The organism is Bradyrhizobium lablabi, from assembly GCF_001440475.1.
Lineage (GTDB): Bacteria > Pseudomonadota > Alphaproteobacteria > Rhizobiales > Xanthobacteraceae > Bradyrhizobium > Bradyrhizobium lablabi.
Genome location: NZ_LLYB01000071.1, coordinates 92,984 through 106,370, shown reverse-complemented (window position 1 = coordinate 106,370; position 13,387 = coordinate 92,984). Strand labels below are relative to the sequence as shown.

Sequence of the window (13,387 nt, the reverse complement as noted above, 5' to 3'; positions counted from 1 at the left end):
CGCCACCGGCCCGTCATTGGTGCCGGTGATCGTCACTGTCACGGTCGAGCTGCCGCTGACCGCGATGCCGTCGGTCGTCTCATATTCGAAGCTATCTACGCCGGTTTGGCCACTGGCGAGATTGTTGAACACGCCATTCTGCACATAGCTGAAAGTGCCGGTCTCAGTATCGAGCGTCACCGTTCCGCCCGCGGTGGTGGCAAACCTGATCGAGCCATTCACGGCTCCATCCAGGTCACCCGCTCCGCCGTCGGTGATCGTGGCCGCACCTACTTTGACGGCCGCAACGTCCAGATCCCCGCCATCGAAATCCGTGTCATTGCCAAGCACGCTTGCCGCAAAGAGTGGAACGTCCTCGGTCGCAGCATGGGTATCTGCGTTTGCGATCGACGCATGGTTCGTCGTCAAGTCAACATTAACCGGCGCGATCTTCTCGATGGCACTAATCTTCAGATTGATACTCTTGAACGCATAGATCGTCTGATCCGCCTGCCCGGTCTGATTATTCTTGTGAGCCGGATACCAGACGTTATTGAAGTAATTGATTTCGTCATTGAGCGCCTGCATGAATGCGGCGTCATTGTTTTGTTGAACGCTGACATAAATTTTAAGGGTGTCGATCTCGGCGGTTCCGCTCGCTACGTTACCGTTGCCGCCGTCGTAAATGTCGTATCCCTTGAATGTGGTTCCGCTCTGCAACACCCCATTGTCATAGAGAGAACCACCCGTGAGAGTACCGGGCAGCGCACCTGACCCTGCAACATATGTGCTGCCGAGCTTGTACTCATTCTCGTACGCTTTGAAGATAAGCTTATCTGTTCCCGAACCACCGAGAAGGGTATCAAATCCACTCCCGCCATCGAGCGTATCGTTCCCGGAGCCGCCGTTGAGCCGATCATCCCCGGCGCCTCCGGAGAGATTGTCGTCGCCTGCGCCGCCGGTGTAGTTGTCGTTGCCACTGGTGCCTGTGAGGATGGTGGTGCCGCTGGCGCTTGCCATTTGACGCTCCAATTTCGTGAAAAATACCGTTCGTGAAAATTCACGCGCCTAGCGCGCGGGTGGCCTCTGCGATGAAATGAATGCCGCGATTGCGGCCTGGAATTCTGGAATGGCAACTGGATGAAAAGACAGCGAGCTGATTGTGCGAGTCGCACGTGCTGCCGTCGGCCTTCCCTTGGCCAATCTGATAAGCCCCGACATTTCCCTGCCCGTTCTTCGCGGCCGATAGCGACCGCGCCGATCATCATTCGTTGTCCGTGGGATCTGGAGTTTCAGCGAGCGAACATCACTTGGTGCTGGCAATAAGCTTTTTTCCAATCCTCTTAGGCAGGTCCCATTATCGTTGAAAACCTCGTCAACGCGCACACCGCAGACGGAGTAACCACTAATATCCCCCTTCGGCCTGCACCTGGTTTTCCAGCTGTCGGGCGACGCCGCATATCGGCGCCGTGGGATCTTCTCCTTGCGGGCAACAACTTGTTAAGGATGTTCAACCAAGCGCGGGATATCTTTAACGCAGTGACCGCGCGGTCGTGTTGCTGAATCGTTGCTGGATAGCCGCACGCATTCGGCTCGGTTCCATCCGAGATAAGAACCTTAGGTTGCCAATACTGACTTGGAGCGTTAACCTGTCCATGAAACAGGTACTGCAGGAAGCTGCGCGCTCGGAGCATTGAGCCTGTATCTGCGCTGGCCGAAGCTTCCACTTGCGCTGTCCGCAGTGCGGCCAGCTGACAGTGCGCCGGAGCAAAATCCGCCGGTCATCCATGAAAGTGGCCGGCTTGCTGAAGTGCCGAGCCCGGCTCGCGCACGACCGAGCACCAGATGGCCGATCGTGCGGCGTTGCACGGGAGCTTGATATGTCTTTCACGCGCAGCACTAGACCGGAATAATTCATCACGTGAGCTTCGACAGATTCAATGGAGAAGCAGAATGTCGGTCCCATGCAAGCTCGAACGCAGCCTTCTTAGTCACGAGGAATACGAGACGATCCGCCTCACGCATCATCCCGCCATCTATGATGTCGATCCGACTGACCTTGCGGATCTGCGATCCCGCCTGCGCAAAATGCACGACAAGGAGCGAACGCTCGGCCGGCAGAAGCGGCGAGAGATGCGCGGCAAAGGCGCGGCTCGCGGAGCGAACTTCCCCGGCACCGCCGAGCGCCCGTCACAACGCAAGCAGGTCTTTGCCGCCGCGCTGAAGCGGCTCAACAGGGAGCTCAGGCGGCTTCACAACCTGACAGCCCGGACTACCCATGTCGAAGCGGCCCGAAAGGCGCTCGCGCTGCGTCGAGCCGCGAACTTCATTTCATATCCTTCCGCCGGATTGACTTCCAATGAAGGCATGGCGTCGCGCTCGAGCACGCGCCGACGAAAGATCGTCACGGGCGCGAGGGTCGGCCGGGTGTCGCAGGCAACGAAAGTCGCTCAGGCCATACGCGATGCGCGAGGCGCATGAACCTGCGTGCCCATGCCACGGGCGGTTCGCGGCCAACCGATACGGAGGTGAGCATGAATATCCGACTCATATTCAGCGTCCTGATCGTCGGCGTAGCTACCGCCATTGCGGCGCCGTCAAGCCGTTCCCTGGCCCAATCGACCGACCAAGGCGCGGCCGCGCCAAAGAGCGCAAAAGCGAATACAAATGTGACCCCACGCAAGCATCGATATTGGCGCCACCAGGGCGGACGGCATCCACATTTCGGCAGCAGGCGGGTTCGCACTGATGCGCCTGCAGGGCGGCCGTCGGCCAATTGAACCGCTTGCCGGCCCATTGCTTGGTGCGACGGGCCCAACCCGTTCAAGTGACTTGAGTGATCCCATGAGCGAGACTGACACGCAGCAGAGCGAAGCTGCGCCTCCCTCCGCCGACTCGGGAAGAGCCAATTTCCCCTGGCAGCGGGTACCCTTTGTCATCGCACTCGTGCTCGCCATCGCGGGCGTCGCCTATACCAATATCTCGCATCAGCCGCTTGTCGGCTATTGGGAGTTCCTGGCACTTGCCATCGCCGTGGTCTGCGTCGTCACCAAATGGCCCGAGCTCGACAGCAAGCAGGCTCAGTTTCGGTTGATCTGGACCCAGGCGCTGCATTGGGTGGCCGTCCTGGTCACGATGAACATGATGCTTGTTTCCGGCGTTCAGCAACTGCTTCCCACGCCGGCCACCAGCCTGGTGCTTCTGACACTACTGGCGCTCGGCACCTTCCTCGCCGGCCTCAGCCTTTTGTCCCCGCAGATCTGCTTCCTCGGCATCGCCATGGGTGCCGCCGTTCCAGCGCTCTCCTGGCTGAAGCAGTCGATGGTCTTCTTCCTTCTCGCGGCCGTATTCGTGGTCGGGATCGGCATGACCTTCTGGCTTAGCTATGGCCGCGCGGCCGCACCTGACAACAGCAAACATCAAGTCGAGGCCTAAAGATGCAGACGATACGATTGCTTGGCGCCTTGTGCGTCTCCGCTTTGATTTCTGTCGTCGCAACGCCTGCGCAAGGCGAGATGTTCAGGGCCGGCCGGCTGTTGTGTTCAAGCAGCCCGAGAATCGGACTCCTCGTTGGATCGACGCAGTCGCTGCGTTGCGTATTCTACCGGCGAGGTTCGTCCCAACGCTACATCTACGCCGGACGGATCAGGCGCGTCGGTCTTGACCTCGGCGTCACCGGAAGCGGCGTTTTATCCTGGGCCGTCTTTGCCAAGAACTCGCGGATTGGTCCCGGCACCATGCGCGGGAGCTATGTCGGGGCCAGCGGCAATGTTGCGCTGGGTCCCGGCTTCGGCGCCAACGTTCTGATCGGCGGATCCCGCCGAAGCGTCGTCCTGCAGCCGCTCTCCACCGAGCGCGCGATCGGGGTCAATCTCGCGGCGACGGTGACCCATCTGACCCTCGGCGAAAGAGGACGGCGATAACGCCCGATCGACTTTGAGGTGGGCGCCCCCAATTTGGGCTGGCGGTCGGAAAGCAACCGGGATCGAACCTCTCCGCTCCCTGTGGGCCGGGACGTGGATGTTGGGTCGGTCCCCCCGACCGGCTGATCCGTCAGCTCGTGCGCTTCGCCCCGATGGTCGCGAATTGAGCCTTTTGCTCGTCGTTCAGCGTTGCAAGGAAATCGTCCAGGGCCGGCCGCAGCAGCTTGATCGCGTCCAGCATGGCGTCGAGCCTGGTATCGGCTGTCGCAAGCCGGTCGGGCGGATCGAGATTCTCATCCGGCTCGCAATTGAAATTCAGCGTGTTCCTGGCGAGCGCGCTCATCCGCTGAAGCGCGTCCAACCCCTGACGCTGTGAGTCGTTCAGATGCAGCCTCGTCTCGATCTCGTTGCCGGGCCATTGCAGTGCCTCGGGCGGCGTGCAGCTCTGAGTGGCCGGAACCTTGGGCGCAAATGGTGCGCGCTGACCGGACAACTCGACGAGCTTCCCCTTCTGGTCGTCGTCCAACCGCTCGTAGAATGTCTCGAATGGCGTCGCTACGCGTGCGATCGCGGATTTCATCGCCTTCAGGCGCAGTTGCATTGCGGCGAGTCTGCCTGACGGCGTTAGCGCGACTTCGGCCGGGCAGGCCGCGCGAATGATCTGGGCTGCCTCAACTGACGCGTTGGCAAGATCGTCGAGCGTCGCGCGCTGCTCCTCGCTCAGCAGGATCGCCTGCCTGATCTGTTTGACCGGGAGACCGGCAAACTCGCTTGCGTCATCGCCACAGATTTGTGCGAGCGAAGGCAACCTGCCATGCCGCCGGTCGCGAGGGGGCGCCATATAGCGGGTGAGGTTCTCGTCACCATAGGGCGTGAAGATCGCGGCGTAGATATCGCGATAGCCATAGCCCCAGAAGCCGATGCCGTCGCCCCAGAGCGTGTAGTCATAGATGTCGTAATAGGCGAACGGCCAGAACAACGGTCCCACCCATCCATACCCGCCATCAGCATGCTGCCACCATCCGCTCGCGCCACGGCGACCATGCCAGCCCGCCAGCGCGGCAGCGGCTCCGACCTGCATCCGCGCCACCGGCTTCGTCACCCAATCGGCGCCGCGGGTGACATCGGCGCGCGACGCCGCGCCGGTCGGCTCGTCACGGAGGTTTGCCATTCTGACGCGCTCGCCGCGCCGGCCATGCAGGCCTCGGAAAGGCAGCGAGGCAATGGATCTCACAATGCCGATGGGGCCGCCGCCAATCCCAAGCCGCAGGCCTCTCGCCTGGGCGGTACTCGACGGCCCTGTGGCCATAAACAGGCAGGACACGCCGAAAATGATAATTCCAATTCCAGCAGGGATTTTCGACATCGCACCCTCGCGCCGCCGATTTTGCGAGACGAGAACGCCCGATGGAACCAAAGGTTCCGAAGGGGAACCAACTAGGCCGAACGCCAATTCCACGGTCGTTACAAGCAAACTCCGAAGGAAATCGCCTGATGCAGCGGGCCAATCAATGATTAGCGTTGATCGCGGCGGCAATTCACTTGAGCTTGGTATCAACAGCCCGTGCCTGCGGCGGAGGCGCAACGATACCCTCGCCAAGCGCTGACATTTCAAACTGAGGTACCACGGAAATCCGAGGCGTCGCCCTCGCCGGGCCTTGGCCACAGCATCCAACCCGCCACGAGGCGGATGCATGATTCCCGCGACGCGCCGCTGCCTGTCCACGAACAATGCCTTCAAGGCACTGCTTTTCTCGGCGTGCGCAGTTCGGCTCGAAGAAGATGACCTCTCACTTTGCCGACTGTTCTTCGAAAACTTTGACAGATACGTTCGCCACTTGCCGCAACGCTTCGCGATTGGCGCCTGATGACGCCATCACGCCCATGCCGGCGGATACCGCCGACAGGTAGCGCGCCAGCGCGGCAGCGTCGGCGGCCGGCCTCAGATCGCCCTCTTCCTTCGCCCTGACGAAGCGCTCGCGCAGCTGATCTTCGGTTAATGCACGGCGCGCTGCGAGCTCGAAGGGAACGTTCTCCGAACCGGTACCGCACGCAAGGCCGCCTTGCACGAGCAGGCAACCGGGCGGATTGTCGGGATCGGTTTGGCTGTCTGCGGTACCCATGAGCATCCGCTCTGCGACGTCGCGGGCGGTTGGCGCGCTCAAAACCTCATCCATCCAGGCCGCACGTTTGGCCGTGTACCGATCGAGAGCAGCCTTCAGAAGACCTTCCTTGTTTCCAAATGCTGCATAGAGGCTCGGCGGGTTAATGCCCATTGCCTCGGTAAGCTGCGCAATGGTGGCGCCCTCATAGCCATGTCTCCAGAAGACTTCCATCGCCTGATCCAATGCGGCATCGGCGTCGAATTCTCTTGGGCGTCCCATGGCCATTCGCGTTACTCCCTTGAAGCCGACGCCGCTTTTCGCGCGGCGTTCAATTCTCTAACCTTCTGATTTATCGTGATTCTTTTATTTGATTTCCAGTCTTGCGGATGGTCGTCTAAGATTTTCGTAGTGGACGGTACATAAGTATCTTGCAGACTGCCGTCCAGCTCCACATCTGTAGCGAACACTACATTTATGGAGCGCAAATGCCCCCACCCGCTAATACCTTCCGTTCCGGCCGTTTCCGACGCGTTGTCGGCGGCGTTGCCATCATCGGCGTCCTCGTGGCGGCCGGTTCGATCGCGAGCGGCCGCTACTTTTATGCAGCCCAAGCGACCACTGGGACCGCCCCCGAACAAGCCGTCTCCGTCACGATCTCGGTAATCGAGCCGCGTCGGACCGCGCTGTGGGATGACTTCTCTGGACGTCTCGAAGCCGTCAACCGCGTCGAGTTGCGCCCGCGCGTTGCTGGCGCGATCCTGTCGGCCAACTTCGCCGAGGGCGCGCTCGTGAAAGCCGGCGATGTCCTGTTCAAGATTGATCCGGCGTCCTACGCCGCCGAAGTGGATAAGACGAGCGCGCAGCTCGAGGCAGCAAAGGCGCGTGCGATCTTCACTGCGAGCGAAGTCGAGCGCGGCGCGCAGCTCGTCGGCAACGCCGTCGTCACGCGGCGCGATTTCGATCAGCGCGACAACGCCAATCGCGAAGCGATCGCCAACGTGAAGGCGGCTGAGGCGACGCTACAGACTGCAAGGCTCAATCTCGACTACACCGAGGTCCGCGCGCCCGTCGATGGTCGCGTCGGCAAGATCGAGGTAACCGTCGGAAATCTCGTAACCGCAGGGACTGCCTCGCCGGTCCTGACCTCTCTGGTTTCTGTCAATCCGATCTATGCGAGTTTCGATGCGGACGAAGAGATCGTGCTGCGGGCGCTGAATTCCATTGCAGATCATTCGGGCAAGCGCGGCAATCTTGATCAAATACCCGTCGAGATGACCACCTCCGGCGGCACATCGGCCAAAGGCCATATCCAGTTGATCGACAACCAGGTCAATGGCCAGAGCGGCACGATACGCGTCCGCGCGGTATTCCCCAACGATGATGGCCGCCTCATTCCAGGCCAGTTCGCGCGGGTGCGGATGGGCCAGCCGCAGCAACAGACACTGGTGATGATCGACGAGCGAGCCATCGGCACCGACCAGGACAAGAAGTTCGTGATGGTGGTCAGCGACGACAACCGCGCGGTCTATCGCGGAATAACGCTCGGCGGCGCCGTCGACGGTCTCCGCATCGTCACGGGAGGCCTGAAATCCGGCGACCGAATCGTCGTCAACGGCCTGCAGCGGGTACGCCCGGGCGCGCTCCTGAAGACCGAGATTGCGGAGATGGGCTCGCGCGGGCCACAGCAAGCATTGAACGACAGCAGCCAGCAAATCGTGCAGCGCTAACTACCCGCAGCGCTTGGGGCATAACAATGAATCTCTCAAAGTTCTTCATCGATCGGCCGATCTTTGCCGGCGTGCTTTCGATCGTGATCTTCCTGGCCGGCCTGATCTCACTCTTTGCCATGCCGATCTCGGAGTATCCGGACGTCGTACCGCCCTCCGTGCTGGTGCGCGCGACCTACCCCGGCGCCAATCCGAAGGTGATCGCGGAAACAGTGGCAACGCCGATCGAGGAGCAGATCAACGGCGTCGAGAACATGCTCTATATGAGCAGCCAGGCAACCACCGACGGGGCGATGACGCTGACAGTAACGTTCCGCCTCGGCACCGATCCCGACAAGGCGACGCAGCTTGTTCAGAACCGCGTGCAGCAGGCAGAGCCGCGCCTGCCGGCGGTTGTTCGCCAGCTCGGCATTATTACCAAGAAGAGCTCACCCGACCTCACCATGGTGGTGCACCTTCTCTCGCCGAACAATCGCTACGACATGACGTATCTCCGCAATTACGCGGTGCTGAACGTCAAGGACCGCCTGGCGCGGATCGACGGCGTCGGTGATGTCCAGCTCTACGGCGCCGGCGACTACTCGATGCGCGTCTGGGTCGATCCGCAAAAGGCCGCCGAGCACGGCCTGACCGCGAGCGACATCGTGAGGGCGATCCAGGCCCAGAACGTTGAGGCCGCCGCCGGTGTGGTCGGCTCCTCGCCGAGCGTCAAGGGCATCGACCTTCAGATGTCGGTCAACGCCGAAGGTCGGCTCGCAAATGAGGAGCAGTTCGGCGACATCGTCGTCAAAACCGGCTCGCGTGCCGAGGTGGTGCGGTTGCGCGACGTCGCACGCATCGAACTGGGTGCGTCCCAATACGGCCTGCGCTCGCTGCTCGACAACAAGCAGGCGGTGGCGATCCCGATCTTCCAGGCGCCGGGCTCCAACGCGCTCCAGATCTCCGACAACGTTCGCGCCACCATGGCCGAGATCAAGAAGAACATGCCCGAGGGCGTATCCTACCAGATCGTCTACGACCCCACGCAGTTCGTGCGCTCGTCGATCGAGGCGGTGATCCACACGCTGCTGGAAGCGATCGCGCTGGTGGTACTGGTGGTCATCCTGTTCCTCCAGACCTGGCGGGCCTCCATCATTCCGCTCCTCGCCGTGCCGGTGTCGATCGTCGGCACATTCGCCGTGATGCATGTGTTCGGCTTTTCCATCAATGCGCTCAGCCTGTTCGGCCTGGTGCTCGCGATCGGCATCGTCGTCGACGACGCTATCGTCGTGGTCGAGAATGTCGAGCGCAACATCGAGGCCGGGCTGTCGCCGCGAGACGCCACCTACCAGGCAATGCGGGAGGTCTCCGGCCCCATCATCGCGATCGCGCTGGTCTTGATTGCGGTGTTCGTTCCCCTCGCCTTCATCTCCGGTCTCACCGGGCAATTCTACAAGCAGTTCGCACTGACAATCGCGATCTCGACCGTGATCTCCGCGGTCAACTCCCTGACGCTGTCGCCGGCATTGTCGGCGTTACTGCTCAAGGGCCACAATGAGCCCAAGGACAGGCTGACCCTCATTCTGGAAAAAGGGCTGGGCTGGTTCTTCCGCGGCTTCAACCGCGCCTTCGCGCGAGCCTCGGATAATTATGGCGGCAGCGTCTCCAAAGTGATCTCCGGCAAGGCGGCGGTGATGGGCGTCTATGTGCTCCTGGTCGGCCTGACCGCCCTGCTCTTCCAGCAGGTGCCGAGCGGCTTCGTGCCGGGTCAGGACAAGCAGTACCTTGTCGGCTTCGCGCGCCTGCCCGACGGGGCCACGCTCGACCGCACCGAAGACGTCATCCGCAAGATGAGCGACATCGCGCTGACGCAGCCCGGCGTCGAGAGCTCGGTGGCATTTCCCGGCCTGTCGATCTCCGGCTTCACCAACTCCTCCAACGCCGGAATCGTGTTCTCGACGTTGAAGCCGTTCGACGAGCGCAAGGATCCCGCGCTGAGCGGCAACGCGATCGCGGCCGAACTGAACAAGAAATATGCCGGGATCCAGGAAGCTTTCATCGCCATGTTCCCGCCACCGCCGGTCAACGGGCTCGGCACCATCGGCGGCTTCAAGCTCCAGATCGAGGATCGCGCCGGCCTCGGCTATGACGCGCTGAACGAGGCGACCAAAGCATTCATGGCTGCAATGCAGAAGGCACCGGAAATCGCCGGCGTCTTCTCAAGCTTCCAGGTCAACGTGCCACAGTTGTTCGCCGACATTGACCGCACCAAGGCCTTGCAGCTTGGCGTACCCGTGACGGAGGTCTTCAACACGCTGCAGATCTATCTGGGCTCATACTATGTCAACGACTTCAACAAGTTCGGGCGCACGTATTCGGTCTATGTTCAGGCTGACGCGCCGTTCCGTGCGCGGGCTGACGACATCCGGCAATTGAAAGTACGCTCCGCATCCGGCGACATGATCCCGCTCTCGGCACTGCTGAAGATTCGCCAGAGCGCCGGGCCTGAGCGCGCGATCCGTTACAACGGATTCCTGTCATCCGACATCAACGCCGCCGCGGCACCCGGCTACTCCTCGGGACAAGCGCAGGCCGCCGCCGAGCGCATCGCCGCTGAAGTACTGCCGCCCGGCTTCGCTTTCGAATGGACCGACCTGACCTATCAGGAGTTCATCGCAGGCAATTCCGGCATCTGGGTTTTTCCGCTGGCGATTCTGCTGGTGTTCCTGGTGCTGGCAGCGCTCTACGAGAGCCTGACCTTGCCCCTCTCGATCATCATGATCGTACCAATGGGGCTGCTTGCTGCGATGTTCGGCGTCTGGATCTCGAAGGGCGACAATAACGTCTTCACCCAGATCGGATTGATCGTGCTGGTGGGATTGTCCGCCAAGAACGCAATCCTCATCGTCGAATTCGCACGCGAACTGGAGTTCGCTGGGCGCTCGCCAATTCGTGCCGCGATCGAGGCGAGCCGCCTGCGGCTGCGTCCGATCCTGATGACCTCGATGGCGTTCATTATGGGCGTTTTGCCCCTGGTGCTCTCGACCGGTGCCGGTTCGGAAATGCGCCGAGCTATGGGCGTCGCCGTCTTCTCGGGCATGATCGGCGTTACGGTGTTTGGCCTGTTCCTGACACCCGTGTTCTATGTGCTGTTGCGCACCGTCACGGGACTGAAGCCACTGACAGACCATTCCGTCAATGGGGCGATCGATCAAGCGCCGGAGCCCAGTCCCTGATGCAATGTCGGGGTTGCCCGGAAGTGGCACGTTGCCGTTCAACCGGTCCCTTTGATGCCTTGACGAATTCCTGCCTGCTCCGCTCTAATTGACCCAGCGAAGTATCTGGCCTTGCGAAACCAAGCGCCGCGAAAGATGCTTACAAGAATCGTTTATCAAAAGGATCAGGCATGTCTATCGACACTCAGGCCGCCACCGACCGCCTCATGCGTTTTCTCGCTGTCGAGGGCGTTACCGGAAAGGAGGCAGCGATCGGGCGCGAGCTGGCCGCGGCGCTGCAGGAAAGCGGCGTGCCGGCGGACGCCATCCGCCTCGACGACGCCAACACACGCATTCCTGTGCCGACGGAGACCGGCAACCTTATTGTCGACCTGCCCGGCCGCGGCGCGATGCACAACCAGCCGCGGATCATGTTCATGACCCACATGGACACCGTGCCGCTGTGCGCCGGTGCGAAGCCGAAGCTGAAGGGGCGCAAGATCGTCAACGAGGCGAAGACCGCGCTCGGCGGCGACAACCGCGCCGGCTGCGGCGTTCTCGTTACGCTGGCAGCCGAACTGGCGAAGCAGGAGCTCGATCATCCGCCGATCACGCTGCTGTTCTGCGTGCGCGAGGAAAGCGGGCTATGGGGCGCGCGCCACGTCAAGACCCAAGACCTCGGCTCGCCGGTCATGGCCTTCAACTATGACGGCGGCTCTGCCTCCAATGTCACCATCGGCGCCGTCGGCGCGGATCGCTGGCACGTCGAGATTTTCGGCCGTGCCTCCCATGCCGGCGTCGCGCCCGAGCGCGGGATCAGTTCGACCATGATCCTTGCGCTTGCCCTCGCCGATTTGAAGGCCGGCGGCTGGTTCGGCAAGGTGGTGAAGGGCAAAAGGCAGGGCACCAGCAATGTCGGCCCCGTCACCGGCGGCGACGGCCGGCCGGCCGGAGACGCCACCAATGTCGTCACCGACTATGTGCACGTACGCGGCGAAAGCCGTAGCCACGATGCGAAATTTTTCAAAGAGATCACCAAGGCCTACAAGGCGGCCTTCGAAAAGGCCGCGAAGCGCGTCAAGAGCAGCGAGGGCAAATCAGGCCGCGTGAAGTTCAAGGCCGAGACCGACTATTATCCGTTCCGCATGAAGGAAAGCCTGCCGGTCGTCAAACGCGCGCTCGCGGCCGTCTCCGCCATTGGCAACACGCCAACCATCCGCGCCGCGAATGGCGGCCTGGACGCGAACTGGATGGTCCGCCACGGCGTTCCGACCGTGACCTTCGGCGCGGGGCAGAACGAGCCCCACACGATCGACGAATGGATCAATCGCGACGAGTACGACCGGGCGTGCGCGCTCGCAGTACAGCTTGCGACCATGCGATGAGCTGCTTGCACTGACGTTTCAAGGGCGCCGGCGAGCTCCAACCACTACCGTCTCGCAGGCCCCGCCTTTACCCAAACGTCATTTTCGCGGCCGGTGTCCGATCAATTTCGGCCGCGACATCGGATATGATCTCACGCATCCACACCAGCGCGGGATCCGAATGAAAGGAAGCCGGCCACTGAAGGATCTCTCGAAATCCTGAAATGCGGACCGGTGCACGCAACAGCTTCAGGGGAAAGTTTCGTGCAAAGACGACGGCAAGTCGCTCATGCATCGTCGCAACGCGGTCTGTTCCGATCACCATCGTTGCCATGGTGGTAAAGTTCGGCGCGACGACCTCGATGCGCCGCTTGTAACCCAATTTGACCAGCGTCCGCTCCTCAAAGGCGGCCCTGCGAGTGGGGCCGAACTGCGCCGTCACGTGTCCAAGTTGAAGGTAGCGGCTGAGCGACACCGAACGTCCGACCTTGCGGCTCCCGGTCCAGGCAACGCAGCAGAATTCATCGGCGAACAGATATTGCTTGGGATGACCGTCGAGAACATCGACATCGGGTACGATGACAAAATCCACGTCGCCGCGTTCAAGCTGGTCGTGCACCCGATCATTGAACGGGAAAAGCTCGAAGGATATTCCCGGCGCACTGTCATACACACGCTTCATCACAGGGTGCATCAATACCATGCTCGCATAGTCGGAAACGACGATCCGAAAGCGCCGTTGGGAATTCGCGGCCTCGAACCTCGGCACAGAGATCAAGTTAGCTCGAATTCGCAACAGTATGTCGCGCGTCGGTCTTTCGAGCGATTGCGCCAGTGGCGTCGGCACCAGCTTTCGCTTTGAAATCGTAAATATCTCGTCGTTGAAATAGTGACGCAACCTGCCAATGGCGGCGCTCATCGCCGGCTGGCTGAGATGAAGGCGTCGACTGGCCGCCATCACGCTACGCTCCTCGATGATCGCATCGAGAGCGATCAGGAGGTTGAGGTCCAGGCCTTCGAACCGCATCTTCTGACATCCATTTTGTAAATATTACAGATCAATATAATCGATTTTTCAAATTTAAAAACCCGGTG

Annotated in this window: 10 protein-coding genes; 6 read left to right on the top strand and 4 right to left on the bottom strand. The window is 61.3% G+C overall.

Going from position 1 to position 13,387, the window contains the following annotated elements; genetic code table 11:
• Positions 1-999: VCBS domain-containing protein (locus CQ14_RS47630; RefSeq protein WP_199805550.1), on the bottom strand; the 999-nt coding region annotated here is incomplete at its 3' end.
• 825 nt (positions 1,000-1,824) lie between these two features.
• Between CQ14_RS47630 and CQ14_RS17990 the strand changes: the two genes are divergently transcribed.
• The 3 genes from CQ14_RS17990 to CQ14_RS17975 all read left to right on the top strand — a co-directional run bounded on the left by CQ14_RS17990 (position 1,825) and on the right by CQ14_RS17975 (position 3,902).
• Complete coding sequence (locus CQ14_RS17990; RefSeq protein ID WP_347337145.1) at positions 1,825-2,460, top strand: hypothetical protein; 636 nt, start codon at positions 1,825-1,827, stop codon at positions 2,458-2,460.
• A gap of 363 nt (positions 2,461-2,823) precedes the next feature.
• Complete coding sequence (locus CQ14_RS17980; RefSeq protein WP_057859184.1) at positions 2,824-3,414, top strand: hypothetical protein; 591 nt, start codon at positions 2,824-2,826, stop codon at positions 3,412-3,414.
• 2 nt (positions 3,415-3,416) lie between these two features.
• Entirely contained in the window at positions 3,417-3,902 is a 486-nt protein-coding gene (locus tag CQ14_RS17975; protein WP_057859183.1) for a DUF992 domain-containing protein, read from the top strand.
• A 130-nt stretch (positions 3,903-4,032) separates the two neighbouring features.
• Here the strand turns inward: CQ14_RS17975 and CQ14_RS17970 are convergent, their stop codons facing one another.
• Complete coding sequence (locus CQ14_RS17970; RefSeq protein ID WP_199805549.1) at positions 4,033-5,073, bottom strand: Spy/CpxP family protein refolding chaperone; 1,041 nt, start codon at positions 5,071-5,073, stop codon at positions 4,033-4,035.
• Between the two features lie 619 nt (positions 5,074-5,692).
• The gene (locus tag CQ14_RS17965) at positions 5,693-6,292 is read right to left on the bottom strand and encodes a TetR/AcrR family transcriptional regulator (protein WP_057859181.1); all 600 of its coding nucleotides are present in this window, start codon (positions 6,290-6,292) and stop codon (positions 5,693-5,695) included.
• 200 nt (positions 6,293-6,492) lie between these two features.
• Between CQ14_RS17965 and CQ14_RS17960 the strand changes: the two genes are divergently transcribed.
• The 3 genes from CQ14_RS17960 (at position 6,493) to CQ14_RS17950 (ending at position 12,313) form a co-directional block, all read left to right on the top strand.
• Positions 6,493-7,734 (top strand): efflux RND transporter periplasmic adaptor subunit, encoded by a 1,242-nt coding sequence (locus CQ14_RS17960; protein WP_057859180.1) that lies wholly within the window; start codon positions 6,493-6,495, stop codon positions 7,732-7,734.
• Between the two features lie 26 nt (positions 7,735-7,760).
• The gene (locus CQ14_RS17955; RefSeq protein WP_057859179.1) at positions 7,761-10,949 is read left to right on the top strand and encodes an efflux RND transporter permease subunit; all 3,189 of its coding nucleotides are present in this window, start codon (positions 7,761-7,763) and stop codon (positions 10,947-10,949) included.
• Positions 10,950-11,119: 170 nt separating this feature from the next.
• Complete coding sequence (locus CQ14_RS17950; RefSeq protein ID WP_057859178.1) at positions 11,120-12,313, top strand: M20/M25/M40 family metallo-hydrolase; 1,194 nt, start codon at positions 11,120-11,122, stop codon at positions 12,311-12,313.
• A 67-nt stretch (positions 12,314-12,380) separates the two neighbouring features.
• Here CQ14_RS17950 and CQ14_RS17945 read toward each other — a convergent pair whose 3' ends face one another.
• Positions 12,381-13,319 (bottom strand): LysR family transcriptional regulator, encoded by a 939-nt coding sequence (locus CQ14_RS17945; protein WP_057859177.1) that lies wholly within the window; start codon positions 13,317-13,319, stop codon positions 12,381-12,383.
• Between the last annotated feature and the right edge of the window lie 68 nt (positions 13,320-13,387).

Bases quoted from the DNA above. Each gene is read 5' to 3' on its own strand.
- CQ14_RS17990 (WP_347337145.1), top strand. From the start codon at position 1,825: ATGGCCGATCGTGCGGCGTTGCACGGGAGCTTGATATGTCTTTCACGC.
- CQ14_RS17980 (WP_057859184.1), top strand. From the start codon at position 2,824: ATGAGCGAGACTGACACGCAGCAGAGCGAAGCTGCGCCTCCCTCCGCC.
- CQ14_RS17975 (WP_057859183.1), top strand. From the start codon at position 3,417: ATGCAGACGATACGATTGCTTGGCGCCTTGTGCGTCTCCGCTTTGATT.
- CQ14_RS17970 (WP_199805549.1), bottom strand. From the start codon at position 5,073: ATGGCAAACCTCCGTGACGAGCCGACCGGCGCGGCGTCGCGCGCCGAT.
- CQ14_RS17965 (WP_057859181.1), bottom strand. From the start codon at position 6,292: ATGGCCATGGGACGCCCAAGAGAATTCGACGCCGATGCCGCATTGGAT.
- CQ14_RS17960 (WP_057859180.1), top strand. From the start codon at position 6,493: ATGCCCCCACCCGCTAATACCTTCCGTTCCGGCCGTTTCCGACGCGTT.
- CQ14_RS17955 (WP_057859179.1), top strand. From the start codon at position 7,761: ATGAATCTCTCAAAGTTCTTCATCGATCGGCCGATCTTTGCCGGCGTG.
- CQ14_RS17950 (WP_057859178.1), top strand. From the start codon at position 11,120: ATGTCTATCGACACTCAGGCCGCCACCGACCGCCTCATGCGTTTTCTC.
- CQ14_RS17945 (WP_057859177.1), bottom strand. From the start codon at position 13,319: ATGCGGTTCGAAGGCCTGGACCTCAACCTCCTGATCGCTCTCGATGCG.